The organism is Thauera humireducens, assembly GCF_001051995.2.
In the GTDB taxonomy this organism is placed as follows: domain Bacteria; phylum Pseudomonadota; class Gammaproteobacteria; order Burkholderiales; family Rhodocyclaceae; genus Thauera; species Thauera humireducens.
Map to the genome: position 1 here is coordinate 2,605,331 of NZ_CP014646.1, position 24,927 is coordinate 2,630,257.

General features: G+C 67.8%; 21 protein-coding genes and 1 pseudogene. 10 read left to right on the forward strand and 12 right to left on the reverse strand.

Going from position 1 to position 24,927, the window contains the following annotated elements; all coding sequences use genetic code 11:
* Nucleotides 1-153 precede the first annotated feature (153 nt).
* Together AC731_RS12215 and AC731_RS12220 are read right to left on the reverse strand one after the other, a co-directional pair.
* The gene (locus AC731_RS12215) at nucleotides 154-1,044 is read right to left on the reverse strand and encodes a ribose-phosphate diphosphokinase (RefSeq protein ID WP_048706425.1); all 891 of its coding nucleotides are present in this window, start codon (nucleotides 1,042-1,044) and stop codon (nucleotides 154-156) included.
* Nucleotides 1,044-2,630, reverse strand: a complete 1,587-nt coding sequence (locus tag AC731_RS12220) for a thymidine phosphorylase family protein (protein ID WP_048706429.1) — start codon at nucleotides 2,628-2,630, stop codon at nucleotides 1,044-1,046. Before AC731_RS12220 ends, AC731_RS12215 begins: the two co-directional genes overlap by 1 nt.
* A gap of 605 nt (nucleotides 2,631-3,235) precedes the next feature.
* On the opposite strand from AC731_RS12220, the pseudogene AC731_RS20410 reads away from it, so the two are divergent.
* From AC731_RS20410 to AC731_RS12230, 3 genes and pseudogenes are all read left to right on the forward strand, one after another.
* A pseudogene (locus AC731_RS20410) lies at nucleotides 3,236-3,511 on the forward strand (methyl-accepting chemotaxis protein); the annotation flags it as partial.
* 51 nt (nucleotides 3,512-3,562) lie between these two features.
* Nucleotides 3,563-3,925, forward strand: coding sequence for a CZB domain-containing protein (locus tag AC731_RS20415; RefSeq protein ID WP_232435123.1), 363 nt, complete (start codon nucleotides 3,563-3,565; stop codon nucleotides 3,923-3,925).
* Between the two features lie 104 nt (nucleotides 3,926-4,029).
* Nucleotides 4,030-4,452, forward strand: a complete 423-nt coding sequence (locus AC731_RS12230; protein ID WP_004264477.1) for a CBS domain-containing protein — start codon at nucleotides 4,030-4,032, stop codon at nucleotides 4,450-4,452.
* 28 nt (nucleotides 4,453-4,480) lie between these two features.
* On the opposite strand, the gene AC731_RS12235 is transcribed toward AC731_RS12230, so the two are convergent.
* The gene (locus AC731_RS12235) at nucleotides 4,481-5,509 is read right to left on the reverse strand and encodes a DUF5924 family protein (protein WP_004264479.1); all 1,029 of its coding nucleotides are present in this window, start codon (nucleotides 5,507-5,509) and stop codon (nucleotides 4,481-4,483) included.
* Nucleotides 5,510-5,741: 232 nt separating this feature from the next.
* On the opposite strand from AC731_RS12235, the gene AC731_RS12240 reads away from it, so the two are divergent.
* Entirely contained in the window at nucleotides 5,742-6,848 is a 1,107-nt protein-coding gene (locus tag AC731_RS12240; RefSeq protein ID WP_048706435.1) for a glycoside hydrolase family 5 protein, read from the forward strand.
* Here AC731_RS12240 and AC731_RS12245 read toward each other — a convergent pair.
* Nucleotides 6,834-8,600 carry an ABC transporter ATP-binding protein/permease gene (locus AC731_RS12245; protein WP_048706437.1) on the reverse strand — a complete coding sequence of 589 codons (1,767 nt, stop codon included), beginning with the start codon at nucleotides 8,598-8,600 and terminating at the stop codon, nucleotides 6,834-6,836. The two genes, AC731_RS12240 and AC731_RS12245, sit on opposite strands and share 15 nt — an antisense overlap.
* A gap of 156 nt (nucleotides 8,601-8,756) precedes the next feature.
* Here AC731_RS12245 and AC731_RS12250 point away from each other — a divergent pair, with 156 nt between their 5' ends.
* Nucleotides 8,757-9,413, forward strand: a complete 657-nt coding sequence (locus tag AC731_RS12250) for an HAD family hydrolase (RefSeq protein WP_048706440.1) — start codon at nucleotides 8,757-8,759, stop codon at nucleotides 9,411-9,413.
* Here the strand turns inward: AC731_RS12250 and AC731_RS12255 are convergent.
* The 7 genes from AC731_RS12255 to ftsY all read right to left on the reverse strand — a co-directional run bounded on the left by AC731_RS12255 (nucleotide 9,410) and on the right by ftsY (nucleotide 18,546).
* Nucleotides 9,410-11,116, reverse strand: coding sequence for a diguanylate cyclase domain-containing protein (locus tag AC731_RS12255; protein WP_048706444.1), 1,707 nt, complete (start codon nucleotides 11,114-11,116; stop codon nucleotides 9,410-9,412). The genes AC731_RS12250 and AC731_RS12255 overlap by 4 nt on opposite strands.
* An 86-nt stretch (nucleotides 11,117-11,202) precedes the next feature.
* Nucleotides 11,203-13,092 (reverse strand): ABC transporter ATP-binding protein, encoded by a 1,890-nt coding sequence (locus AC731_RS12260; protein ID WP_004264494.1) that lies wholly within the window; start codon nucleotides 13,090-13,092, stop codon nucleotides 11,203-11,205.
* A 144-nt stretch (nucleotides 13,093-13,236) separates the two neighbouring features.
* Nucleotides 13,237-14,802 (reverse strand): alkyl hydroperoxide reductase subunit F, encoded by a 1,566-nt coding sequence (ahpF, locus tag AC731_RS12265; RefSeq protein WP_048706447.1) that lies wholly within the window; start codon nucleotides 14,800-14,802, stop codon nucleotides 13,237-13,239.
* A gap of 129 nt (nucleotides 14,803-14,931) precedes the next feature.
* Entirely contained in the window at nucleotides 14,932-15,495 is a 564-nt protein-coding gene (gene ahpC, locus AC731_RS12270; protein WP_048706452.1) for an alkyl hydroperoxide reductase subunit C, read from the reverse strand.
* A gap of 206 nt (nucleotides 15,496-15,701) precedes the next feature.
* Entirely contained in the window at nucleotides 15,702-16,598 is an 897-nt protein-coding gene (gene ftsX, locus AC731_RS12275) for a permease-like cell division protein FtsX (protein WP_004264503.1), read from the reverse strand.
* Entirely contained in the window at nucleotides 16,595-17,290 is a 696-nt protein-coding gene (locus tag AC731_RS12280) for a cell division ATP-binding protein FtsE (protein ID WP_004264505.1), read from the reverse strand. Before AC731_RS12280 ends, ftsX begins: the two co-directional genes overlap by 4 nt.
* Nucleotides 17,287-18,546, reverse strand: coding sequence for a signal recognition particle-docking protein FtsY (gene ftsY, locus AC731_RS12285; protein ID WP_048706455.1), 1,260 nt, complete (start codon nucleotides 18,544-18,546; stop codon nucleotides 17,287-17,289). The genes AC731_RS12280 and ftsY overlap by 4 nt, the downstream gene beginning before the upstream one ends.
* A gap of 162 nt (nucleotides 18,547-18,708) precedes the next feature.
* On the opposite strand from ftsY, the gene AC731_RS12290 reads away from it, so the two are divergent.
* The 5 genes from AC731_RS12290 to AC731_RS12310 are packed head-to-tail and all read left to right on the forward strand — an operon-like array spanning nucleotide 18,709 to nucleotide 22,779.
* Complete coding sequence (locus AC731_RS12290; protein ID WP_048710072.1) at nucleotides 18,709-20,091, forward strand: M16 family metallopeptidase; 1,383 nt, start codon at nucleotides 18,709-18,711, stop codon at nucleotides 20,089-20,091.
* Between the two features lie 31 nt (nucleotides 20,092-20,122).
* On the forward strand, nucleotides 20,123-21,487 hold the full coding sequence (locus AC731_RS12295; protein WP_048706459.1) for a M16 family metallopeptidase: 1,365 nt from the start codon (nucleotides 20,123-20,125) through the stop codon (nucleotides 21,485-21,487).
* Nucleotides 21,484-22,023: a 16S rRNA (guanine(966)-N(2))-methyltransferase RsmD gene (gene rsmD / locus AC731_RS12300; RefSeq protein WP_004264121.1), complete on the forward strand. Its 540-nt coding sequence runs from the start codon at nucleotides 21,484-21,486 to the stop codon at nucleotides 22,021-22,023. Before AC731_RS12295 ends, rsmD begins: the two co-directional genes overlap by 4 nt.
* Entirely contained in the window at nucleotides 22,020-22,511 is a 492-nt protein-coding gene (gene coaD / locus AC731_RS12305; RefSeq protein WP_048706462.1) for a pantetheine-phosphate adenylyltransferase, read from the forward strand. The genes rsmD and coaD overlap by 4 nt, the downstream gene beginning before the upstream one ends.
* Before the next feature lie 16 nt (nucleotides 22,512-22,527).
* On the forward strand, nucleotides 22,528-22,779 hold the full coding sequence (locus AC731_RS12310) for a YfhL family 4Fe-4S dicluster ferredoxin (protein ID WP_004264114.1): 252 nt from the start codon (nucleotides 22,528-22,530) through the stop codon (nucleotides 22,777-22,779).
* A 126-nt stretch (nucleotides 22,780-22,905) separates the two neighbouring features.
* Here AC731_RS12310 and AC731_RS12315 read toward each other — a convergent pair whose 3' ends face one another.
* Nucleotides 22,906-24,867, reverse strand: coding sequence for a dynamin family protein (locus tag AC731_RS12315; protein WP_048706465.1), 1,962 nt, complete (start codon nucleotides 24,865-24,867; stop codon nucleotides 22,906-22,908).
* Between the last annotated feature and the right edge of the window lie 60 nt (nucleotides 24,868-24,927).

Genomic DNA, 24,927 nt, shown 5'->3' on the forward strand with positions numbered 1-24,927 from the left:
GGCGCGACAGCCTGCCGCGGAGGCTCAGGAAGCACCGATGCTAGCATCAAGACTGTTGATCGTCATCGGCTCGCTCGGCGCGAGCCGTTGCGATGCGGCACGAACCGCATGGAAATGCCAGATTCGACAATCAGGCAGACGATCGACGGACGATCAGGCGATGCCGATCTGGCGCAGGGCCTCGGCGAGCAGGGGCGCGACGCTGACAGCATTGCTCGGGTGCGCGATGCAGTCGGTGCTCCACACCTGGCCGACGCCGGCCGCCTCCAACTGCGCGAGGGCATCTCCGGCGAAGAGCGCATGAGTCACGGCGACATCGACCGAAGCCGCCCCCGCCGCCCGCAGCAGGCGGGTTGCACCGGCAAGCGTGTGACCGGAGCTGACCACGTCGTCGAGCAGCACCACCGCTCGGCCCGACACGTCCAGCCCCTCGGGCAACAGGATGTCCACATCGCGGTCACCGTGGCGAACCTTGGTGCACACCGCATGCGCGAAGCCATGGCGTGCGGCCGCGGCGGCGACCCATTGTGCAGACTCGGCGTCCGGCCCGAGCAGCACGGCACCGGGGCGCACCTGCGCCACGATGTCCGCCAGCAGCGGCGCACCCGACAGGGCAATGGCGTGCGGCACGGGCACGGCCTCGGCCAGCGTATTCACGCGATGCAGGTGCGGATCGACCGTGACCACACCGTCGAACAGACCCGCGAGGAACTCGCCCACGATGCGCTGGCTGACCGCCTCGCCGGAACGGAACGCGACATCCTGGCGCATGTAGGCCATGTAGGGGGCGACCAGCGTCAGGTGTTCCGCCCCCAGCCGCCCCGCCGTGCGCGCGACCAGCAGCAGTTCGAGCAGCTTCTCGTTCGGCCGGTGCAGGCTGCGATAGACGACGACCCGGCCAGGCAGGCGCTCGGGCAGACGCAGCCGCAATTCGTCATCGGGGAAGCGGTGACGCTCGATCACCGCACATTCCAGGCCCGCTGCCCGGGCCAGGCGCCCGGCTTCGAGCGTCTCGTCCTCGAAATGCAACAGCAGCGCTTTCATCAGAACTCCACGAACAGGTGCGGCAGCTGGTCTGCCGCACCGATGGCATAACCCGACGAGCGCACCGCGGCCTGGCGGGCGAACTCGAGATCGGAGGGATAGTCGGCGTGGACACGGTAGAGCAGTTCGCCGCGCGCCACGGTGTCGCCCAGCTTGCGCAGCAGGTCGACGCCGGCGCCCTGCACCTTGGGCGCGCCAGCGACGCGCGCGATGCGGGCGAGCTGGTGGTTGTCGATGCCGATGACGACGCCGTCGGCCTCGGCCATGACCTCGAAGCTGAGCCGCGCCAGTTGCGGCGCATTGTGGTCGAAGGGCTTGCCGCCCTGGGCACGGATGATCGCGTCCATTTTGGCCAGCGCGCGACCGGAGTCGAGGATGTCGCGCGCGATGCCAAAGCCGTCGCCACCGCGCACGTCGGGGTCGAACTCGAGCATGCGACCGGCCAGGCGCAACGCCTTCTGGCGCAGGTCGTTGGGCGCGCGCGGGTCGTTCTCCAGTACCCGCATCACGTCGCGCGCCTCGAGCACCGGGCCGATGCCGTTGCCGACCGGCTGGCGGCCGTCGGTGATGACGACGTCGATCGTCAGGTTCATGCGCCCGGCGACGAACTCGAACAGCTTGCGCAGCCGCTGCGCCTCGGGCATCGAACGCACCTTGGCGGTCGGCCCGACAGGGATGTCGAGCAGCAGGTGGGTGGAGCCTGCCGCCACCTTCTTCGACAGGATGGACGCCACCATCTGGCCGGGCGAGTCGATCGACAGCGGACGCTCGACCGAGATCAGCACATCATCCGCCGGCGACAGCGCCGCCGTGCCGCCCCAGGCGAGGCAGCCGCGGTGCTCGCGCACGATCTCGGACAGACGCGCCATCGGCAGTTCGACATTGGCCAGCACCTCCATGGTGTCGGCGGTGCCTGCGGGCGATGTGATCGCGCGCGAGGACGTCTTGGGACACAGCATGCCGTGCGCGGCGACGATGGGCACCACCAGCATCGAGGTCCGGTTGCCGGGGATGCCGCCGATGCAGTGCTTGTCCACCACCGGGCGCTCGCGCCAGTCGAGGCGCTGGCCAACTGCGGCCATCGCTTCGGTCAGGAAGTACACCTCCTCGCGGTCCAGCTCGCCCTGGTTCGAGGCGACGACGAAGGCCGTCAGTTCGATCTTCGAATAACGGTGCTCGGCGATGTCGCGCACGATGGCGCGGAAATCGTCACGATCGAGGCGCTCACCGGCGATCTTGCGGTGCAGGGCGGGGATTGAGGTCGGCGGCTCGGCCTGCGCGACCTTGGCCGGGTGGCCGTTCTCCACACCGAGCTGCGCGAAGGCGTCCAAACTCAGCCCGATCTCGTTGCAACGGACGATGCGCGGATCGTCGACCACGTTCAGCGTGGCGAGCACGCGCCGACCGTTCGCCTGCACCTCGACCTTGGCCAGCGCCTGAAAGCCTTCGGCGCGGTAGATGGCGCAGTCGCGGTGCAGGTAGGCGACGTTCTCGCGGTAGGTGTCGATCGCGACGCGGCGCAGCGCGAGCGGGAAGGTCTGCTCGTTGCGGACAGCTTCGGCGGGCGTCGAGTCGGGGGTATCCATGGCTCGAAGGGTACTCTTGCGCCCCCGTGGATTGAAGGCGGAAATCGCTGCCGGCGAGAAACATGCCACGCTCCGCGAGCTTCCAAATCCGCTAAAGTCACCCCGAAAGCCGTCGTTATTAAATATATTAATATTGTCGGCAACGCCATAAGAAAAACAGAGGCGCCGTTCTGCGCCTCCCCTTGATCCGTGGAGCAGCAATCATGTCGTGGTGGAACAGCAAGAAGGAAACCGACGCACTGCGTCGCCAACTGAGCGACAGCGAGCGCGAACTCGCCGAGGCCCGGGCGCGGGTCGCGCGCCTCGAGAGCGAGCTCGCGCACCAGCAGGCCGAATGCACCGAAGTGCGCCGGCGCGACAGCCTGCACGATGCCCTGTTCGGCAACCTGCGCACCTACGCCGAGACGATGGGCTCGGTGCAGCATTCGTTCGCGCATCTGGCCGAGCAGCTGGCCACGCAGGAGTCCGCCGCGGCCGACTCGACCCGTGCCGCCGACGAGAGCAGCAAGGCCATCGCCAGCGTGTCGGGCCACCTCGGCACCCTCGCCACCGAGACCGGCAACACAACCAGTTCCGTGCGCCAGCTCACCGCACGCGCCGCGCAGATCGACGGCATCGTGCAGCTGATCCGCGAGATCGCCGACCAGACCAACCTGCTGGCGCTGAATGCGGCGATCGAGGCGGCACGCGCCGGCGAGCAGGGCCGCGGCTTTGCCGTCGTCGCCGACGAAGTGCGCAAGCTCGCCGAACGCACCGCGGGCGCCACCAACGAAATCTCCGAACTGGTCAGCGCCATCCAGGGCGAGACCGGCCAGGTCGAGAAGGTCATCGGCGAATTGTCCGACAAGGCCGCCAGCGCAGCCAGCGAAGGGGGCGCCGCGCGCGGCAGCATGGACGCGCTGTGTGGTCTGGCACGCGGCATGGCCGGCACGATGAAGCAGGCCGCGCTACGCAGCTTCGCCGAGTTGGCCAAGCTCGACCACCTCGTCTTCAAGCTCGACGTGTATCAGGCGTTGACCGGGCACTCCACGACCGAGGCTGCGACGTTGTCGACCCACACCAGCTGCCGGCTGGGTCGCTGGTACCAGAATGCGGGGCGCCAGTTCGCCCACCTGCCGGCCTATCGGCAGCTCGAGGCTCCGCACGCGCGCGTGCACCAGAGCGGCAAAGCCGCACTCGAGCGCGTCGTCGCGGGCGACTTCGAAGCTGCGGTGGCGGCTATCTCCGACATGGAGTCGGCCAGCATCCAGGTGCTCGAGAACCTGCAGCGCATCGCCGACACCGCCGGCGGCTGAGTGCCGTCGCAACGCGATCGAGAATTGCCCCTGCCGCGTTCCGGTTTTCGGCCTAGAGTGCAGGTAGATGATGCCTGCCACGCAACCTCTGACCGGAGCGCGACATGACCAACCGCAACATCTCCTTCATCGTCAAGGATCAACAGCCGCTGATGTTGCGCCCGACCGACTCGGTGCAGATGGCCTGCCGGCGCATGTGCGAGCGCAATGTCGGTGCCGTGCTGGTGACCGACAGCCACCACCACCTGAAGGGCATCTTCACCGGCCGCGACGCCGTGCAGATGATCGGCGCCGGTGGCCACCCGGCCGAGACCTCACTGAGCGAAGTCATGACGCCGGACCCCGACACGATCGGCCCCGAGCACAAGGCGATCGAGGCGCTGCACATGATGTGTGACGGCGGCTATCGCCACCTGCCGGTGGTGGCGGACGGCAAGGTCGTCGGCATCGTGTCGCGCAGCGATTTCAAGGGCCTGGAGCTCGATCAGTTCGAGGACGAACAGAGCCTGTGGGAACGCATCTGCTGAGGTGGCTGCGCCATCCGGGAGGTTCGACCTACTGGCCGGCGTCTGCCGGCCGCACGCGGAAGCGCAGCGTCCCGATCATCTGATCGTCCTCGGTCAGCACTCTCACCTGCCAGCGCCCGGCCGGATCGGACGGGAAGTTCTGCTTGCGCGTCCAGGCGCGATAGCCCTCTTCGCGTCCGCCACGAATGTCGAGCGCGATGCGGTCGATCTCGCGCCCCTCGTGGATCCACACGTGCTGCACGCGCTCGCGCAGGCCCAGCGGCGCACGGATCGCGGTGTAGGCGTAAAGACCCTGCGCGACAAGCTGGGCCGCATCGATCTCGACCAGATTGTGGGTGGGCGCGCGATTGACGTCGTCGATCGCCGTCGCCAGGGCCATGTCCGTCAGGCGCAGCGTGGCGGGCGGCACCCACAGCCGCGCCAGCCAGCCGGTGGCCGCCAGAGCCAGCATCAGCACCGCCACCAGCACCCCGCGCCACCAGCGTGGCACCGTGATCGAGCCCAGCAGGCTCGGGAAGGCCAGCAGCACCGCGATGCCCAGCGCCAGTTCGTAGCTGCGGGCGGTCGGCACGTGCAGGATCAGGGGCATGGCCACCAGCAGCACCGCGAACAGCGTCAGCGTGTGGTAGGTCAGGAACAGCCAGCGCCGCGGCGCGAGCCGCTTGTAGTAGATCGGATCGATCAGCGCCACCAGCGCGGCCAGGATCAGACCGCTGGTGAACACCGCCTGCCCGCTGTTCCAGGATGTGCTCGCGAAGAAGAAGGGCAGCGCGAAGAACAGGCTCTCCTGATGGATCATCTGCGTCGCGTAGCGCAGCACGGTCGGCGGCAGCCGCAGGCCGAAGCGCGCCGCCAGCAGATCGCTGAGCACGCGCTCGAGCACCAGCCACACCCAGCCAAGCAGCATCACGACTGCGATGATGCGGGCGAAACCCTCGTGCCGCTCCACCAGAAAGAAGCTGGCCACGCCGGAGACGAAGCCGAAGGCCGCGATCACGCCGGGATAACGGCGGGCGAGCACGATGAGGCGCAGCAATCGGATCTTGAGTTTGGCCATCGGATGAACGTGTGGCGATGCAGCCGGCGCAAGCGATGGGTGGGGACCACGCCGTGTCGCGCCGCAGGAGGCGGCAGACCTTACCGCACCGAACGCGCTACGGCACGTCATGACGAAAATTCTTGCCATTGTGCGCCAATGCGCGAGCGCCGGTGTTGACGCCACGCGCAGCAGACGCGGCTCATTGAGCGCACAATCAGCGTCATGACACGGCTCGCCAGGGAGGCGAAAGATGGACAAGACTACGATGAAACTGCGCGGGGTCAACCTGGGCAGCTGGCTGGTGCTCGAGAAGTGGATGGTACCCAGCCTGTTCGAGGGCCTGCAGGCCACCGACGAGACCACCTGGTGCGCGGAGATGGGACCGCGCGCGGCCGAACGCCTGCGCGCCCACTGGAACAGCTTCATCACGCGCGAGGACTTCCGCTGGATTGCGGGACACGGCCTCAACGCGGTGCGCATCCCGGTCGGGCACTGGATCTTCGGCCCCGACTACCCCTACCACCCGAAGTACGGCGACAACCGCCACCCTTTCGTCACCGGCGGCATCGAGGTGCTGGACCGCGCGATGGACTGGGCACAGGAATTCGACCTGCGCGTGGTGCTCGACCTGCATGCAGCACCGGGTTGCCAGAACGGCTTCGACAACGGCGGCATCAAGGACGTGTGCGAATGGCACACCAAGGCCGAATACCGCGAGCATTCGCTGGCGGTGCTCGAACGCCTGGCCGAACGCTACCGCGACCATCCGGCGCTGCACGCCATCGAGGTGCTCAACGAGCCACGCTGGGACGTGCCGACCGACTACATCAAGGCCTATTACCTCGATGCCTACGAACGGATCCGCCGCCACTGCCCGCCGGAGCGCGTCGCCGTGGTGTTCCACGACGGCTTCCGCTCCTTCCGCGAGTTCCTCGGCTTCATGCAGCCGCCGCATTACCAGAACGTCATCTTCGACATCCACCGCTACCAGTGCTTCGAGCGCTGCGACATCGACGCCGACATCCACGCCCACCTGCGCAAGTCGGCCGGTGACTGGAAGGACGAGGCCGACGCGATCATCACCGAGCTGGGACTGCCGACGATCTGCGGCGAATGGAGCCTGGGGCTGGATCTGAAGGTGGTGTCGCTGTGGGCCGAGGGGCCGTTCAACCACGCGCTGGAAAACATGGACCAGTTCCAGCAGAACGTCGCCAGCCGCGGCTACGCCGACGCGCAGTTGCTCACCTTCGAGAAATACCAGGGCTGGTTCTTCTGGAGCTACCGCACCGAGACCACCCCGGCCTGGAGCCTGCGCAGCAGCGTCGAGCGCGACTGGCTGCCCTCAAGCTTCGCCTAGGAGCGCGCCCGCCGGCGCCGCCTGCACGTACTTCTCCTCGTGCAGGCGATTGACCGCCAGCTTGTGGGTGAAGTGGTGCGACATGCCGTTGTGGAAGCTGATCATCAGCAGCGTGGAGTCGGGCAGCTCGCGGTGCAGGAGCTCGATCATCATCAGCTCGGTGTCCGCATCGAGCGCGTTGGTCGCCTCCTCCAGGAACACCCAGGCCGGGCGCTGCAGCAGCACGCGCGCGATCGCCAGCCGCTGCCGGGCACGCAGCGGCAGGGCATGGTCCCAGCTGTCGCTCTCTTCGAGGCGCGGCGCCAGCCAGGCCACGCCGGCACACTCGAGCACGTGCAAGAGGTCGCCGTGCGCGAACTCCGTCTCCGAATGCGGATAGCACAGTGCCGCCTTCAGCGTGCCGTCCGGGAAGTACGGCCGCTGCGGCAGGAAGACGATGCCGTGGTCTGCCGGCAGCACGATTTCGCCCTGCCCCCACGGCCACAGCCCGGCCACGGCCTTGAAAAGGCACACCGCCACCGAGGTGTCGCCGCGGATCAGCACGCGCTCGCCGCGGCGCACGACGGTGTCGAGGTGCTCGGCCAGCACGCGGCCATCGGGGTTGGCCAGCGTGAGGTTGCGCAGCACCAGCTTGCGCTCGGTGCCGACGCGGACGTCGATGCGGTTGTGCGCGCGGGCGCGTTCCTGCGCGGACAGCGCCTCGAGATCCTCATAGAGGCTGACGATGCGGTCCATCGACGCGCGGCAGCGGGCCAGCTCGCCAAGGTTGTCGATCGGCCAGGACAGCGCCGAGGTCAGGCGCTGGAAGGCCTGTGCGGCCTGCATCAGCACGCCCAGCGTCATCACGCCGGCGATGTACTGCGGCGCCGCGACCAGGATGGGAAAGACCGGCAGCAGCGTGCCGTAGGCGGTGGAAAACGACACGATGCCGAGGTAGCCGATCGTCTGCCGGTTCCAGCCGCGTCCGACGTCGTCGAACAGCGCATCGGCATGGCGGCGTTCGACCGCCTCGCCGCGCATCAGGGCGATGGACTCGGCGTGCTCGCGCTCGCGCGCCAGGCCGTAGCGCAGGTTCGCCTCCACGGTCTGCAGGCGGTTGGTCGCCTTCACCAGCGGCCGCCCGAGCAGCGCGCCCAGCACCGTGCCCAGGCCGGCGTACATGAAGGCCAGCCACACCAGATAACTCCCCACCACGATGTCCGTACCCGGCACCTCGAAGCTGCCCGACACGCTGGACAGGATGTCGGCGAAGCTGCCGAGGATCAGCAGCGAGAACAGCAGCGAATGCGCCAGCCCGATCGCCGACTCGGTGGCGATGCGGATGTCCTCGGCGATGCGGCCGTCCGGATTGTCGTGGTCGCCGACGGTGAAACGCAGCTGGTACAGGTGCCGGTCCGCCAGCCAGGCATCGAGCAGGCGCCGCGTCAGCCATTGCCGCCAGTCGAGCTGCAGCCAGCGCTTGATGTGCAGGTGTGCCGCCGTCACCGCCACGGTGAGCGCGAAGATCAAGCCGAACACCGCCGCCTGCACCAGCACTTCGCGCATCGAACGCGCCTCGAGCGCGTCGAAGAGTTCGCGGTGCCAGTAGCTGATCCAGATCGCCAGCGCCACCTGCGCCAGCGTCAGCAGCACCAGCAGCAGGGTCGCGATACCCGCCTTCCACTTGCGCTCGCTGCGCCAATAGGGCATCGACAGGCGCCAGAACTGCCTGATCGAGCTGCCACCGGCGGGCGGTGAGGAAGGAGGCTGCAAGGACGGAACTCCGGTTCGGCAAGGATGATGGCCGGAGCGGCCTGCTCCGGCGGAGGCGTATTTTGCTCGAACGCGGCGGACTGCACCATGACGGATGTGGCGCCGGCGATCCAAGTCCGTAGAATGCCGCTTTGCCCACCGTTCCCGTCCCGTACCATGCCCCGCTACCGGCACGTCCTGTTCGATCTCGACGGCACCCTGATCGACTCCGCCCCGGCCATCCTCGCCAGCTACCGCGAGGCCTTCGCCAGCGCGGGCTGCACGCCGGTCCGCGCCATCGACGCATCCATCGTCGGCCCGCCGCTGACCGAAACGCTGCAGCTTCTGACGGGCCGCAGCGACGCCGCACTGATCGCGGAGCTCGCGGATCACTTCAAGGCCAGCTACGACACCGCCGGCTACCGCCAGACCGCCGCCTACGCCGGCGTGGGCGAGATGCTCGAGCGGCTCGCGGCAGGCGGCTGCCGGCTGTCGATCGCCACCAACAAGCGCCTGCTTCCGACGCAGCTGATTCTGTCTCACCTGGGCTGGGCGGAGCACTTCGAGGCGGTGTACGCGCTGGACATGTTCCAGCCCCGCCTGCCCGACAAGGCAACGATGATCGCCCGCCTGCTGGCCGACCGCGGCATCGCGCGCGAGGACGCGATCTACATCGGCGACCGCGCCGAGGACGGCGAATCGGCCGACGCCAACCGCCTGCCCTTCATCGCCGCGACCTGGGGCTACGGCAGCCTAGAAGCGGGCGACATGGCGCCCCACTGGCGGGCTGCGGACACGCCAGCAGCGCTGGCCGCCGCCCTCCTCGCCGGCTAGACGGGCGTCCCGCCGTCGATGTCCTGCGCATAGACGCGCCAGCCATTGCGGCCGGCGCGTTTGGCCGCGTACAAGGCCTCGTCGGCATGCTGCTGCAGCAGTTCCGCATCGGTGCCATGCTCGGGCGCGATCGCGACGCCGATCGAAGCGGCAACCTGCGCCTCGCCCTGGGGTAGCTCAAATCCCGCGGCCAGCTTGACGCAGATCCGCTGCGCGATGTCCTCAACGGCGGCGCGCGCCTCGATCTCGGTCAGCAGTACGGCGAACTCGTCGCCGCCGAAGCGCGCCACCGTGTCGGATTCGCGCAGGCAGGACGCGATCCGCGCCCCAGCCTCCACGAGGAGCGCATCGCCAGCGGGATGGCCGAGGCGATCATTGACCGCCTTGAAGTGGTCGAGATCGATGAACAGCACTGCGAACGGTCGCTGGTGGCGATGCCAGGCAGCAATCGCGGCGTCGAGCCGGTCCGCGAACAAGGCACGGTTGGGCAACATCGTCAGCGCGTCGTGGTTCGCACGGAAATGCATCCGCTGCTCGACTTCCTTGCGCTGCGTGATGTCCGTCAGCGTGGCGACGTAGGCACTCTCTTCGCCGGGCAAACTGGCGCGCGTGATCGACATCCACTGGACGTAGGCGTCGCCGCTCTTGCGCCGATTCCAGATCTCGCCCTGCCAGTAGCCGGTGCCCAGCAAGGCCCTGCGGATGTCGTCGAAGAAGCCCTGGCCGTGGCGCCCTGCGCCGAGCATCTCGACACCATGCCCCTGCACCTCGCCGGCCTGGTAGCCGGTGATCGCGGTGAAGGCCGGATTGATGTGGTGGATGCGCGCCTCGGCGTCGAGCAGCATGATGCCCTCGGCCGTGCTGTCGAAGATCGCCCGGTAACGCGCCTCGCTCGCCGCGAGTTCGCCCGTCCGCCGTGCGATCAGCTTTTCCTGATCGGCGTTCATGCGGGCAATGGCCCGCACGTGGCGCCTGTTCACGATCAGCATGTAGTGGATCAAGCCGGCAGCCAGGAGAGCGGCCGCCAGAAACAGGCCGCCCGTACGCACGCGCTGTGCGTCGCGCAGCACGAGCAGGGACTCCGCCGGCATCGTCACCGAGATGCCGCCACGGATATCGCCGAGCTTGTAGCCGTAGCGATCATGGCACTGGAGGCAGGGCTCCGTCATGCGCAGCGGCGCCATGTAGCGGTGGATCGGACGGCCGTCCTCGCGCAACAGGCTCATCACCTCCGGCGCACCGCGCTCGAAGGCTGTCAGCGACGCGGTCTCCCACGGGTCGGGATCGTTGCCCGGCCGAATCGGCCGGAGGCTGGTGATGTGCAGTCGCACGCCCTCGGCGCGTTCGGCCAGCTCGGAAATCTGCCGCGTCATAAAGGCCGGATTGACCATCGTCAGCGCGCGTCCGTCCACCGTCACGATGTCGCGCCTGGGATGGGAAAGGTGGGGATTCGGCCGGGTGTCGGGCGTCACCGGCACATAGACCCCGTCGTGGCGTGCGTTCCAGTCACGCGTGATCTCGATGAGGCGGAACAGGGCCGCGCCGCGCTCGCGTGCCGCCGCCATGGACGCGCGATCGATACGCGCCAGCTCGACCCAGAGCAGAGCGCCGAACAGAAGGGCCGACACCAAATAGACCAGGATGACGCTGCGGCGATGGCGGGCGTCATCCACGGTCAGACGGGTATCTCGCTTGCGTGACATGCCTACATTCTATTGCTCCGCCCGGGCCCGGGCACGGACCACTGTCACGCCGGCGTGACAATCGCCCGCGCAATGATGCCGCCCGCTCAGGCGGGCGTCACGTCCGCCCGCAGGATCTCCTCGTCCTCGTTCTCGCCGGCCTCGCCGAGGAAACCGCCGCTCTGGCGTGCCCACAGGCGCGCGTAGAGACCGCCGCGCGCCAGCAGGCTGCGATGGTCGCCCTCCTCGACGATGCGCCCCTTGTCCATCACCACCAGGCGGTCCATCGCCGCGATGGTCGACAGGCGGTGCGCGATCGCGACCACGGTCTTGCCTTCCATCAGCCGGTACAGGCTCGCCTGGATCGCGGCCTCCACCTCGGAGTCGAGCGCACTGGTGGCTTCGTCGAGCAGGAGGATGGGCGCGTCCTTCAGCATCACGCGCGCGATCGCGATGCGCTGGCGCTGGCCGCCGGACAGCTTCACGCCGCGCTCGCCGACATGGGCGTCGTAGCCGTGGCGCCCCTTGGGATCGGTCAGTCCGAGGATGAAGTCGTGCGCTTCGGCGCGTTCTGCCGCCGAAACCATGTCGGCGTCGGTCGCAGCCGGCCGGCCGTACAGGATGTTGTCGCGCACCGAGCGGTGCAGCAGCGAGGTGTCCTGCGTCACCATGCCGATCTGCGCGCGCAGGCTGTCCTGCGTCACGGTGGAAATGTCCTGGCCGTCGATCAGGATGCGGCCCTGTTCCAGGTCGTAGAAACGCAGCAGCAGGTTGACCAGGGTCGACTTGCCCGCCCCCGAGCGGCCGACGACGCCGATCTTTTCGCCCGGCCGGATCGTCAGCGAGAAGTCGTCGATCACGCGCTTCGCCTCGGGACCGGTGGCGCCATAGGCGAAGCCCAGGTGCTCGAAGCGGACCTCGCCGCGACTGACCACCAGCGGCTTCGCATCCGGCCGGTCGACGACCGCATGCGGCCGCGACAAGGTGTTGATGCCGTCCTGCACCGTGCCGACGTTCTCGAACAGCGAAGCCATCTCCCACATCACCCAGTGCGACATGCCATTGAGGCGCAGCGCCATCGCGGTGGCCGCCGCCACCGCGCCGACGCCGATCTCTCCGTGACTCCACAGCCACAGCGCGACGCCGCCGGTGGACAGGATCAGCAGCATGGACAGGCTGTGATTGACGATCTCGATGCTGCTCACCAGCCGCATCTGCGCATGCACCGTGTGCATGAACTCCTGCATCGCGCCGCGCGCGTAGCCCGCCTCGCGGCCCGCGTGCGAGAACAGCTTGACGGTGGCGATGTTGGTGTAGGCGTCGGTGATGCGGCCGGTCATCAGCGAGCGCGCATCGGCCTGCGCCCGCGACACCTTCGACAGCCGTGGCACGAACCAGCGCAGCGAGGCCGCATACAGGGTGAGCCAGCCGAGGAAGGGCGCGAGCATCCACAGGTCGAAGCTCGCCACCACCGCAGTCAGCGTGACGAAGTAGATGACGACGAAGACCAGGATGTCGGTCATGATCAGGCAGGTGTCGCGCACCGCCAGCGCGGTCTGCATGACCTTCGCCGACACCCGGCCGGCAAACTCGTCCTGATAGAAGCTCATGCTCTGGCCGAGCATCAGGCGGTGGAACTTCCAGCGCAGGCGCATCGGAAAATTGCCGGCCAGCGCCTGGTGCTTGAGCATGGTCTGAACCGCCACCAGCGCGACGCTGCCGAGCACGATGGCCGCCAGCAGCAGGAGCTTGCCGCCCTCGTCCGCCCACAGCCGCGCCGGCTCCACCGCCGCCAGCCAGTCGACGACCTTGCCCAGCATGGCGAACAGCAGCGCCTCGAAGGCGCCGATGGTCGCGGTCAGCAACATCATGCCGAGGATGAAGGGGCGCATGCCCTCGGTCCCGGCCCACAGGAAGGCGAAGAAGCGCTTGGGCGCCGGCAGCGGCGGCGTATCGGGATAGGGGTCGACGCGGCGCTCGAACCAGTTGAACAGCAAGGGAAGACTCCGAGTTGAGGCCGGACGACACGCCCGGGCAGGACATTGCGGGCTGTGACAGCGCGCTGCGCGCGAGAGTGCCCGCGCAAAACGAAATGCCCCGCACTGGGCGGGGCATCCATTCTACGACAGCGAACGCGCGGTTCAGGCCGGCGTGCTGGTGCGGATCAGGTGGTCGAAGGCCGACAGCGAGGCCTTGGCCCCCTCGCCCATCGCGATGATGATCTGCTTGTACGGCACCGTGGTGCAGTCGCCGGCGGCGAACACGCCCGGCACCGAAGTCTGGCCCTTGGCGTCGACGATGATCTCGCCGAAGCGGCTCAGTTCGAGCGAACCCTTCAGGAAATCGGTGTTCGGCAGCAGACCGATCTGCACGAAGATCCCTTCCAGCTCGATGCGGTGCGTCTCATCGGTCTTGCGGTCCTTGTACACCAGGCCATTGACCTTGTCGGTGCCGGTGACTTCCGTGGTCTGCGCGCTCTTGATGACGGTGACGTTGGGCAGGCTGTAGAGCTTCTTCTGCAGCACGGCGTCCGCACGCAGCTCATCGGCGAACTCGAGCAGGGTGACATGGGCCACCACACCGGCGAGGTCGATCGCCGCCTCGACGCCGGAATTGCCGCCGCCGATCACCGCTACGCGCTTGCCCTTGAACAGCGGACCGTCGCAGTGCGGGCAGTAGGCCACGCCCTTGCCGCGGAACTCCTTCTCGCCCGGCACGTTCATCTCGCGCCAGCGCGCGCCGGTGGCGACGATGACGGTGCGCGATTTCAGCGTGGCGCCATTCTCGAGCTGGACTTCAGCCAGCGTGGTGCCGTCCTCGCTGCCCGGCACGACCTTGGCGACGCGCTGCAGGTTCATCACGTCGACTTCATATTCCTTGACGTGCTCCTCCAGGCTGGCCACCAGCTTCGGACCTTCGGTGTACTTCACCGAGATGAAGTTCTCGATCGCCATCGTGTCCATGACCTGGCCACCGAAGCGCTCGGCAACGATGCCGGTGCGGATGCCCTTGCGCGCGGCGTAGATTGCCGCGGCCGCGCCGGCCGGTCCGCCGCCGACGACGAGCACGTCGAAGGCAGCCTTGTCCGACAGCTTCCTGGCATCGCGCGCCGCGGCGCCGGTATCGACCTTGGCGAGAATCTCGCCCAGCTCCATGCGGCCCTGGCCGAACTCCTGGCCGTTCAGGTACACCGTCGGCACCGCCATGATCTGGCGCTCTTCCACTTCCTTCTGGAACAGCGCGCCATCGATCATGGTGTGGCGGATGTTGGGGTTGAGGATCGCCATCAGGTTCAGCGCCTGCACCACGTCCGGGCAGTTGTGGCAGGACAGCGAGATGTAGGTCTCGAAGTTGAACTCGCCTTCGAGGCTCTTGATCTGCTCGATCACGTCGGCCTCGACCTTCGGCGGGTAGCCGGCCGACTGCAGCAGGGCGAGGATCAGCGAGGTGAATTCGTGGCCCATCGGCAGGCCGGCAAAGCGCACGCGGCCCTCACCGCCCTTGGGGCCGACCGAGAAGGACGGCTTGCGCGCATCGTTGCCGCTCTCGGTCAGGGTGATCAGTGCGGACTGCTCGGCGACATCGCGCAGCAGTTCGCGCATTTCCTGCGACTTGGGACCGTCGTCCAGCGACGCCACGATCTCGATCGGCTGCGTCACCCGCTCCAGGTAGGCTTTCAGTTGAGTCTTGATATTGGCGTCAAGCATGACGGGGTTTCCTTGATTGTTTGCGACCGCCGCGGTTTTCGGGGGTCCGGATACGACACAGCCGGCGCGTGGCCGGCTGCGTAGCGTGCAGCCCGGGCCGGGTCGGCCCGGGTGATTGCAGCGAGCTGCTTAGATCTTGCCGACCAGGTCGATCGACGGCGCCAGGGTCTTCTCGCCTTCCTTCCACTTGGCCGGGCAGACTTCGTTCGGGTGCGAAGCGACGTACTGGGCAGCCTTCAGCTTGCGGACGGTCTCGGTCACGTCACGGGCGATGGCGTTGTCGTGCACTTCCATCGTCTTGATGACGCCTTCCGGGTTGATGACGAAGGTGCCGCGCAGGGCCAGGCCTTCCTCGTCGATATGCACGTCGAAGGCACGGGTCAGCTGGTGGGTCGGGTCGCCGACCAGCGCGAACTGGGCCTTGCCGACGGCAGCCGAGGTCTCGTGCCAGACCTTGTGCGAGAAGTGGGTGTCGGTGGTAACGACATACACCTCGGCACCGGCCTTCTGGAACTCGGCGTAGTGATCGGCCGCGTCCTCGATCTCGGTCGGGCAGTTGAAGGTGAAGGCGGCCGGCATGAAGATCAGGACGGACCACTTGCCCTTCAGATCGGCATCGGTCACTTCGATGAACTTGCCGTTCTTGTAGGCTTGGGCTTTGAACGGTTGAACCTGGGTGTTGATCAGCGACATCTGAAATCCTCCAGAAGGGTTGTTGGTACGGTGTGTCGAAACTCGATGGAATGCAGTTTAGACCCCATCCTTGAATTGCTCTAATTGATTATCGAGATCTACTTGATTGCTTGAGCCTATAGTCAAGCCACTCGACGATGATAGCGCCCGGCCGGAAGGCCGCGCATCTACCAACCTCAATTAGATAAGGGCCCGATGACAGGAAATCAAGTGCTCGCAAGGTGCCGGCGCACCGAAATCGCCGCCCCCAGCCAGCCGAGGAAGGTGGCGAACAGCACAATGGCAAGCGCCGCGCGCCAGTCCGGCCCACTGAGGGTGAACACGGCACCATAGGTTTCGGCCAGGCGTGCGACCGGCTGCGCCAGCGCCCCCACCCCGAGCCACACCGTACCCAGCGCCACCAGACCGCCCAGCGCCCCCTGCAGCCCGCCGAACCAGTAGAAGGGGCGGCGGATGAAGGGATCGGTGGCACCGAGCAGGCGGCTCACCTCGATCTCCTGGCGCTGGGTGAGGATCTGCAGGCGGATGGTGTTGAAGGTGACGATGACGAGCGCGAAGCCGAGCAGCCCGGCCAGCATCAGCACGGCCGAACGACCGAGCGCCAGCAGCGCGTGAAGGCGCTTGACCCAGGCCGAGTCGAGCTGCACGTGCGCGACCCTGGGCCAGGCACGGATCTCGGCCGCCAGTCGTTCGAACACCTCGGGGTCCTCGCCGTGAGGCGTCAGCACGAAGGCATCGGGCAGCGGGTTCTGGCCGAGTCCGCCCAGCACGTCGCCCAGTCCGCTGGCGGCGAGCTGCTTCAACGCCTCGTCGCGTGGCACGTAGCGGTAGCTGGCGAGCGCCGGCAGCCCCTTCAGCCGCTGCTCGAGCACCTCGGCATCGGCCTTCTGCGCGCCGGCATCGAGAAAGACGCTGATCTCGGGCGTCCCCGACACGCCGCGCGCAAGCGACGCAACGTTGTCGAGCACCAGATAGCCGCCGCCGGGCAGGGACAGCGCGATCCCAACCACCAGTGCCGACAGCAAGGTGCCCACCGGTTGTCCGAGCATGCGGCGCAGCGCATGGGCAATGGCACGAAAATGGAGGTAGAACCAGTTGCTCATGCCACCTCCTCGTGCGCGGCACGGCCGGTCGGGCGCGTGTCCTCGGTCAGCAGGCCCTTGGCCAGCACAAGGCGACGCGGGCGGCAGGCGGCGAACAGCGAGGCATCGTGGGTGGTGACCAGCACCGTCACGCCGGCTTCGTTGAACGAGCGGAACAGATCGGCGATGTCGGCCGCATAAGCCGGATCGAGGTGCGCGGTGGGCTCGTCGGCGATCAGGATCGACGGCCGGTTGACGATGGCGCGCGCGATCGCCACCCGCTGCTGCTCACCACCCGACAGGCCGGCAGGCATCTCCTTGCCACGCCCGTCGAGCCCCACGCGCTCCAGCGCGGCAGCCACACGCCGGGCCGCATCGCGTGGCGGATGGCCGGTGATCACCAGCGGCAGCATCACGTTGTCGAACACGCTGCGGTCGAACAGCAGCCGGCTCTCCTGCAGTACCAGGCCGAGGTTGCGCCGCAGGTAGGGCGTCGCCGCCCTGGGCAGGTGCGAGACGTCCTGGCCATTGATCAGCACACGCCCGGACGTCGGGCGCTCGATGACCGGGATCAGTTTCAGCAGCGTGCTCTTGCCCGCGCCCGAATGGCCGGACAGCACCACCAGCTCGCCGTGGCGGATCTCCAGGCTGACGCCAGCCAGCGCCGTGTAGCCACCCGCATAGCGTTTGGCCACCTCGTCGAAGACGATCATGCGCGTTCGCCCGCTCCGCTCTTCACCGCCGCCGCACCGGGCTCGAACAGCGCATCGACGAATTCACGCGCCTTGAACGGCTGCAGGTCGTCGATGCCCTCGCCCACGCCGATGAAGCGCAGCGGCTTGGGACACTGGCGCGCGATCGCGGCCAGCACGCCGCCCTTGGCGGTGCCGTCGAGCTTGGTCACCACCAGGCCGGTCACCCCGATCGCCTTGTCGAAAGCCTTCACCTGCGCCAGCGCGTTCTGCCCGATGTTGGCGTCGAGCACCAGCAGCACCTCGTGCGGGCCGGACGCATCGGCCTTGGCGATCACCCGCCGGACCTTGGCGATCTCTTCCATCAGATGAAGCTGGGTCGGCAAACGGCCGGCGGTGTCGGCGAGCACGACGTCGATTCCGCGCGCGCGCGCAGCGCTGATCGCGTCGAAGATCACCGCCGCGGCATCACCGCCGTCCTGCGCCACGACGGTGACGTTGTTGCGCTCGCCCCAGGTCATCAGCTGCTCGCGCGCCGCCGCGCGGAAGGTGTCGCCCGCAGCCAGCAGCACGCTCTTGCCCTGGGCCTGGAAATACTTGGCGAGCTTGCCGATGGAGGTCGTCTTGCCCGAGCCGTTGACGCCCGCGATCATGATGATGAAGGGCTGGTGGCCCGCGATGTCCAGCGGCTGTTCCAGCGGCGCGATGATGCCGTGCAGCCCGTCGGCGAGTGCCTGCTGCAACTGGTCGGCGGTCTCGAGCCGGTCGCGCTTCCAGCGCAGGCGCAGGTCGTCGATCAGGTGCTGGGTGGCCTCGACGCCGCAGTCGGCCATCAGCAGCGTCGACTCCAGTTCCTCGAGCAGTTCCTCGTCGATCTTGCGCAGGCCGAACAGGCTGGCGAGGCCGCCCCCCAGTTGCTGGCGGGTGCGTGCCAGGCCCGCCTTGAGACGATCGGTCCAGGAGCGCTTCACCGGCGCCTCGGCCACCGCCGGAGGGGTGACCACGGCGGCGACCAGCACCGGCGCAACGGGCTCGTCCGGCACGACGGCCGGCTGGATCGCTTCGACAGGTGCTTCCGCCTGAGGCACCTGCCCGGCAGGCGGAACGGCATCGACTGCGACCTGCTCGACCACCGCCACGGACTCGGCAGCGGCGGGCGTCTCGACAGCCGGCGCGACGACATCGGTCGCCTGCGGCTGGACGATTTCTTCGGCCGATGGCGGGGCCGATTCGGCCTGCTCGTTCTTGCCGAACTTCTTCTTCAGGAAACCAAACATGAAACGCTCGAGTCAGAGGGGACGTTTCGCGTCGGCACGGCCCCACGCCAGCCGTGGGCACCCGTCGCCGATCACGTTAAGATGCGGCTCCCCGTCCGACCGGCGCAATCGCCACCGAGCCCCGCGGAGCGCCGCGAATTCTAACAGATGCTGGACATGTCCATGTTTCTCCAGACGTTTGCCCGCACCCTCCTCCGCGCTGTCCTTATCGGCGGCGCCCTCGCCACGCCGGTGACGGCGCTCGCCAATCCCTACGAGACCACGCTGACCAATGGCATGAAGGTCATCGTCAAGGAAGATCGCCGCGCCCCCTCCGTGGTGCACATGGTGTGGTACCGCAGCGGATCGATGGACGAACCGGAAGGCGTGTCCGGTGTGGCCCATGTGCTCGAGCACATGATGTTCAAGGGCACGAAGAACGTCGGCCCGGGCGAATTCAACAAGCGCGTGGCCGCGGTCGGTGGGCGCGACAACGCCTTCACCAGCAAGGATTACACCGCCTACTTCCAGCAGGTGCCGCCCGACCGCCTGACCGAGATGATGGCGCTCGAGGCCGATCGCATGCAGCATCTGGTGCTCGACGACGACGCCTTCCGGCGCGAGATCGAGGTCGTCAAGGAAGAGCGCCGCCTGCGCACCGACGACCAGCCACGCGCCCTGGTGTACGAACAGCTCATGGCCACCGCCTTCAAGGCCCATCCCTACCGCCGGCCCGTCATCGGCTGGATGCCCGACCTCGAGGCCATGCAGCCGGACGACGCCCGCGAGTGGTACCGGCGCTGGTACACCCCGACCAACGCTTATCTGGTCGTCGTCGGCGACGTGGATCATCGCCGCGTGTTCCGCGATGCCGAACGCCATTACGGCCCGATCGCCGCACGCGCGCTGCCCGCGCGCCGGATCACCGCCGAACCGCCGCAACAGGGCCCGCGCCAGGCGGTCGTGCGCGCGCCCGCCGAGCTGCCCTACGTGACGCTCGCCTGGCACGTGCCCGCCCTGCGCGACCCGGCCGCCGATCGCGACGCCTACGCCCTGCAGGTGCTGGCCGCGATCCTCGACGGCTACGATGGCGCGCGCCTGACCCGGCGCCTGGTGCGGGACAGCGGCATCGCCGTCTCGGCCGGCGCCGGCTACGACGGCAGCGGCCGCGGCCCCTCGCTGTTCTACCTCGACGGCGTGCCGGCAGCGGGCCATACCACGGACGAACTCGAGGCCGCGCTGCGTGCCGAGCTGCAGCGCATCCGCGACGAGGGCGTCAATGAAGCCGAGCTCGCCCGCGTCAAGACCCAGGCCGTGGCCAGCCGCGTGTACAAGCGCGACTCGCTGATGGGCCAGGCGATGGAAATCGGCTACCTCGAGGCGGCTGGCCTGTCGTGGCGCGACGAGGAGCGCCTGCTCGAGGGCCTGCGCAGCGTGACGGCCGATGAAGTGCGGTCCGTCGCCCAGCGCTACTTCGGCGACGACAGCCTCAGCGTCGCCCGCCTCGATCCGCTGCCGCTCGAAACGGCCCGCCCGCGCTCGCCCTTCGTCGGCGTGCGCCACTGAACCTTCCGCGAACCGAGCCGACCGCCCCGCCATGATCCTGACGCCCCGCTTCCTCGCCCCCGCCCTCGCCGGCCTCGCCCTGGTCGCGCAACTGGCGCTTGCCCCGGCCGCCGTCGCCGGCCCGAAGATCGAGCAATGGACCGCGCCCTCCGGTGCACGCGTGTCCTTCGTCGAAAGCCGCGCGCTGCCGCTGGTCGACATCCAGGTCGACTTCGCCGCCGGCTCCGCCTTCGAGCCCGCGGACAAGGCCGGCCTCGCGAGCCTGACCCGCAGCCTGCTCGATGCCGGCACCCGCGCGCTCGACGAACAGCAGATCGCCGAGCGCATCGCCGACATCGGCGCACAGATCGGTGGCAGCACCGACAATGACCGCGCCAGCCTGTCGATCCGCAGCCTGTCCTCCGCGCCCGAGCGCGATGCCGCGGTCGACCTCGCCGCTACCCTGCTGGCGCAGCCCGTCTTTCCGCCCGAGATCCTCGAACGCGAACGCCGCCGCGCCATCGCCGGACTGCGCGAGGCACTGACCAAACCCGCCACGCTGGCCGCCCGCCGCTTCAACGAGGCGCTCTACAGCGGCCACCCCTACGGCACCACCACCTCGCCGGAATCGCTCGAAGCGATCACCCGCGACGACCTGGTGAACTTCCACCGCCGCCACTTCGGCCCCCAGCGCGCCGCCATCGCCATCGTCGGCGACGTCGACCGCGCCACGGCCGAGCGCATCGCACAGCGACTGACGGCAGGCCTGCCGCCGGTCGAGGCGGCTGCGCCGCTGCCCGCGCCTGCAGCGCCGCAGGCGGAGACGCTGCGCATTCCCCACCCCTCGGCCCAGGCCCACATCCTCGTCGGCCAGCCGGGCATGGCGCGCGAAGATGCCGATTACTTTCCGCTGCTGGTCGGCAACTACGTGCTGGGCGGCGGCGGCTTCGTGTCGCGCCTGACGCAGGAAGTGCGTGAGAAGCGCGGTTTCGCCTACAGCGTCTACAGCTACTTCGCACCGCAACAGGTCGCCGGCCCCTTCCAGATCGGCCTGCAGACGCGCGGCAGCCAGGCGGAGGAAGCCCTCGGCGTGGTACGCGACACGCTGGCCGGCTTCATCGCCAAGGGGCCGAGCGAGACCGAGCTGCAGGGCGCCAAGGACAACCTGATCAACGGTTTCGGCCTGCGCCTCGACTCCAACGCCAAGACGCTGGACTACGTGGCGATGATCGGCTTCTACGGCCTGCCGCTCGACTGGCTCGACACCTACCCGCACAAGGTCGCGGCCGTCACGGTCGATCAGGTGCGCGACGCCTTCTCCCGCCGCATCCGCAGCGAGCACCTCGTCACCGTGATCGCAGGCGGCGACGGCGACACGCAGGCAGCACCCGCGACTGCCGCAGAAACGCGCGAATGAGCCGCGTGCGCATCGTCGGCGGGCAGTGGCGCTCGCGCCTGCTCGATGTCACCGACGTGGCGGGGCTGCGCCCCACGCCCGACCGCGTGCGCGAAACCCTGTTCAACTGGCTTGGCCAGGACCTCGACGGCCAGCACTGCCTGGATCTCTTCGCCGGCAGCGGCATCCTCGGTTTCGAGGCCGCCTCGCGCGGCGCGGCATCGGTGGTGCTGGTCGAGCGCGACCCGCGCGCGCTCGACGCACTGCACAAGGCCGCAAAGACCCTACAGGCGTCGCAAGTAGAGATCGTGCGCGGCGATGCGGTAAGATTCGCGCAAACCACGCCGCGAACGTTCGACGGCGTGTTTCTCGACCCACCCTACAACCAGGGCTGGGTCGAGCGTGTGGAACCCTGGCTGGACAGGCTGGTGAAGGCGGACGGATGGCTCTATGTCGAGTCCGAGGTCGCGATCGACAGCCTGGGCAACTGGCTCCCGGCCAAGCAGGGCCGCGCCGGACAGGTCCATTTCCATCTGATGCGCAGGAGCCGGGCATGAAGGAAGCGGTGGCGGTATATCCGGGCACGTTCGACCCATTCACCCGCGGGCACGAGGATCTCGTGCGCCGGGCGTCGGTGCTGTTCGACCGCGTCGTCGTCGCCGTTGCGCGCAGCAACAGCAAGAACCCGATCTTCTCGCTCGACGAGCGGGTCGAGATCGCGCGCCTTGCCGTGGCCGCCTTCCCGAACGTGATCGTGGTCGGCTTCGACTGCCTGCTGATGGAGTTCCTGAAGCAGCAGGACGCACGCGTGATCCTGCGCGGCCTGCGTGCCGTGTCGGACTTCGAGTATGAATTCCAGATGGCGGGAATGAACCGCAAGCTCTACCCGGACGTCGAAACCGTGTTTCTGACGCCGGCCGAAGAGTACATGTTCATTTCCGCCACGATGGTGCGGGAAATCGCCCGCCTCGGCGGCGATGTGAGCAAGTTCGTGCAGCCTACCGTGCTGGCACGGCTGCAGGAAAAACTGAACTCAAAGCGATAGCAAGGAAGCAAAGATCATGGCTCTGATGATTACCGACGAGTGCATCAACTGCGACGTCTGCGAACCGGAATGCCCCAATGGCGCCATCTCCCAGGGCGATGAAATCTACGTCATCGACCCGAACAAGTGCACCGAATGCGTCGGCCACTTCGACGAACCGCAGTGCCAGCAGGTCTGCCCGGTCGACTGTATCCCGCTGGATCCGGGTCATCAGGAGACCAAGGACCAGCTGATGGACAAGTTCCTGAAGCTGACCGGCAAGGCCTGACGCCCCCCGGCACCGGACTGCAACACGCACGAGGCCTTCCGCGGACATGCGCCGCGGAAGGCCTCGTGCCGTTAACTTTCGGTCGCTGGCGGCAGGCGCTGCCCGCGCCAGCCTCTTCAGCTTTTTTCAGGCGGCCCGCCGGGTTTCGGTGGCCTCACCGTGTTCCACGCCCAGCCTCTGGGCCAGCTCCTGCTGCAGGGCCTCGAGCTCGTCCAGCATGCCCAGCACGCTGGTCTCCCCCTGGCGCAACTCTTCGACGCGATCCTCGAGCGTGTCGGTCGCCTGGTGGATGCGTTTGACGCTTTCGAGGCGACGCTTGAGCTGGATCTGGTATTCCCGCACCTGCGTCTCCAGCGGAGACATCACCGCACGCAGCCATTGCTCGACGTCGCGGTTGGCGAGTTCGAACGTACGTCGCGCCTGCACCGCGACGGTCTCGAAGAACTTCTGCGTGAGGGTGTGCTTTTCGGTCGTGACCAGCGTCAGCGTGGTGTTCAGCTGGCGATTGAAGGCCGACTCGAGGCGCTCGATCTCCTTCTCGTAGCGCAGTGTCGAGAAGGCCTCGGGTGGCGGCAGCTTGAGGCCGTGCTCCACACTGAAGCGCTTGTACATCGCATCGAGCATCTTGATGATCTCGGCGATCTCCCCGGTCGAGCGCTGCAGGTTGCTGCGCAGGTGCTGGAAGAACCCCTCCATCGCGTCGCGCAGGCCCTTGGTGAAGGTGGACTCCATCATCGCCTCGCGCGTGCGGCGTGTCTCGTCGCGCAGCGCATCCATGCCGATGTTGGCGAGCAGGCTGTTGGTGAGATTGGAGAATACCGAGCGCACCGCGTAGTACTTCTGCAGACCCTGCTCGAAATCCTCCTTCTCGGTGCGGATCTTGCGCATCATGTATTCGATGACGCTCTGATTCTTGCCGCGCAGGTCGGTGAGCTCCTGCAACTGCTCGCGCAGGCTCGCCAGGCGAGCCTCGAGCAGGCCGCGCGTCTGCGCGAACACCTCGCTCGTTTCCGCCAGCGCGTCGTCACGCACAATGTCCTGTTTCGCCGGCAGCAACTCGCCGGTCAAGGCCTGCTCCAGCGCGGTCATGCGGCTGCGCTCGAGCAACTCGGCATCGCCATTGATGCGCGCGACCAGCCCCTTCTGTGCCGAAACCGGGAACACCGCGGACGCGTCGATATCCAGCGTATCGGCGACCGAGCTGACCTGCTTGTCGATCTCGGCCGCGATCTGCGCGTCGTCGCGCAAACCGTCCCACAAGCCGTCGATCTTGTTCAGCACCACCAGACGGCCACGCTGGCGCGAACCAGCGCCCTGCACGTAGTCGCGCCACACCGCGAGATCGCTCTGCGTCACGCCGGTGTCGGCGGCAAGGATGTAGAGCACCGCGTGGGCGCTCGGCAGCATCGACAGCGTCAGTTCCGGTTCGGCACCGATCGCGTTCAGGCCCGGCGTATCAAGCACGACCAGCCCCTGCTCGAGCAGCGGATGCGGGAACTGGATGACGGCGTGGCGCCACGACGGCATCTCGATCAGCCCGTCGGCGCCGGGTTTCAGTCCCTGCTCGCCCTTGGGGTCGATGATGAACCCCAGGCGTTCGGCCTCTTCCTGGCTCACCCGGGTGGTCTCGCCCACGCGCGCCAGCGCAGCCTGCAAGCCGGCCGCATCCAGCGCCTGCAGGGGCACGACCTGCCATTCTTCCGGGTAGCGCTTGAGCTCGCTCACCGGGGCCTGGCGCTCGCGCGAGCGAATCGGCAGCAGGCGCAGTTCGGGCCTCGCGCCCTTGCTCCACTGCAGTTCGGTCGGGCACATCGTGGTGCGGCCCGCGCTCGACGGCAGGATGCGGTCGCCGTAGTCGGCGAAGAAGATGGCATTGATGAGCTCGGACTTGCCGCGCGAGAACTCGGCAACGAAGGCCACGGTGAGCTTGTCATCGCGCAGGCGGTCGAGCAGGTACTGCAGCCGCAGGTCGGACTGGGCATCGCCCACCTCGTTGCGCGACAGCCAGTTGCGCAGGCGCGTCACGGTCTCTGCGGCGGAAGCACGCCAGTCGGCGTAGGCGGAAAATTGGTCGATCAGCTGGGTCATCGGCTCACTCGTCGGACTGGATTCGCGCACCACGGCACGGGGACGATCCTGATAGCGGCA

Excerpts from the sequence above, each read along its gene's own strand:
- AC731_RS12215 (WP_048706425.1), bottom strand. The coding sequence starts at position 1,044 with ATGAAAGCGCTGCTGTTGCATTTCGAGGACGAGACGCTCGAAGCCGGG.
- AC731_RS12280 (WP_004264505.1), bottom strand. The coding sequence starts at position 17,290 with ATGATCGTCTTCGACGAGGTGGCCAAACGCTATGCGGGTGGCTACACG.
- AC731_RS12220 (WP_048706429.1), bottom strand. The coding sequence starts at position 2,630 with ATGGATACCCCCGACTCGACGCCCGCCGAAGCTGTCCGCAACGAGCAG.
- AC731_RS12255 (WP_048706444.1), bottom strand. The coding sequence starts at position 11,116 with ATGTCACGCAAGCGAGATACCCGTCTGACCGTGGATGACGCCCGCCAT.
- AC731_RS12310 (WP_004264114.1), top strand. The coding sequence starts at position 22,528 with ATGGCTCTGATGATTACCGACGAGTGCATCAACTGCGACGTCTGCGAA.
- AC731_RS12250 (WP_048706440.1), top strand. The coding sequence starts at position 8,757 with ATGCCCCGCTACCGGCACGTCCTGTTCGATCTCGACGGCACCCTGATC.
- AC731_RS12290 (WP_048710072.1), top strand. The coding sequence starts at position 18,709 with ATGTTTCTCCAGACGTTTGCCCGCACCCTCCTCCGCGCTGTCCTTATC.
- rsmD (WP_004264121.1), top strand. The coding sequence starts at position 21,484 with ATGAGCCGCGTGCGCATCGTCGGCGGGCAGTGGCGCTCGCGCCTGCTC.
- AC731_RS12315 (WP_048706465.1), bottom strand. The coding sequence starts at position 24,867 with ATGACCCAGCTGATCGACCAATTTTCCGCCTACGCCGACTGGCGTGCT.
- AC731_RS12295 (WP_048706459.1), top strand. The coding sequence starts at position 20,123 with ATGATCCTGACGCCCCGCTTCCTCGCCCCCGCCCTCGCCGGCCTCGCC.
- coaD (WP_048706462.1), top strand. The coding sequence starts at position 22,020 with ATGAAGGAAGCGGTGGCGGTATATCCGGGCACGTTCGACCCATTCACC.
- AC731_RS12240 (WP_048706435.1), top strand. The coding sequence starts at position 5,742 with ATGGACAAGACTACGATGAAACTGCGCGGGGTCAACCTGGGCAGCTGG.
- ftsX (WP_004264503.1), bottom strand. The coding sequence starts at position 16,598 with ATGAGCAACTGGTTCTACCTCCATTTTCGTGCCATTGCCCATGCGCTG.
- ahpF (WP_048706447.1), bottom strand. The coding sequence starts at position 14,802 with ATGCTTGACGCCAATATCAAGACTCAACTGAAAGCCTACCTGGAGCGG.
- AC731_RS12235 (WP_004264479.1), bottom strand. The coding sequence starts at position 5,509 with ATGGCCAAACTCAAGATCCGATTGCTGCGCCTCATCGTGCTCGCCCGC.
- AC731_RS20415 (WP_232435123.1), top strand. The coding sequence starts at position 3,563 with ATGAAGCAGGCCGCGCTACGCAGCTTCGCCGAGTTGGCCAAGCTCGAC.
- ahpC (WP_048706452.1), bottom strand. The coding sequence starts at position 15,495 with ATGTCGCTGATCAACACCCAGGTTCAACCGTTCAAAGCCCAAGCCTAC.
- AC731_RS12230 (WP_004264477.1), top strand. The coding sequence starts at position 4,030 with ATGACCAACCGCAACATCTCCTTCATCGTCAAGGATCAACAGCCGCTG.
- ftsY (WP_048706455.1), bottom strand. The coding sequence starts at position 18,546 with ATGTTTGGTTTCCTGAAGAAGAAGTTCGGCAAGAACGAGCAGGCCGAA.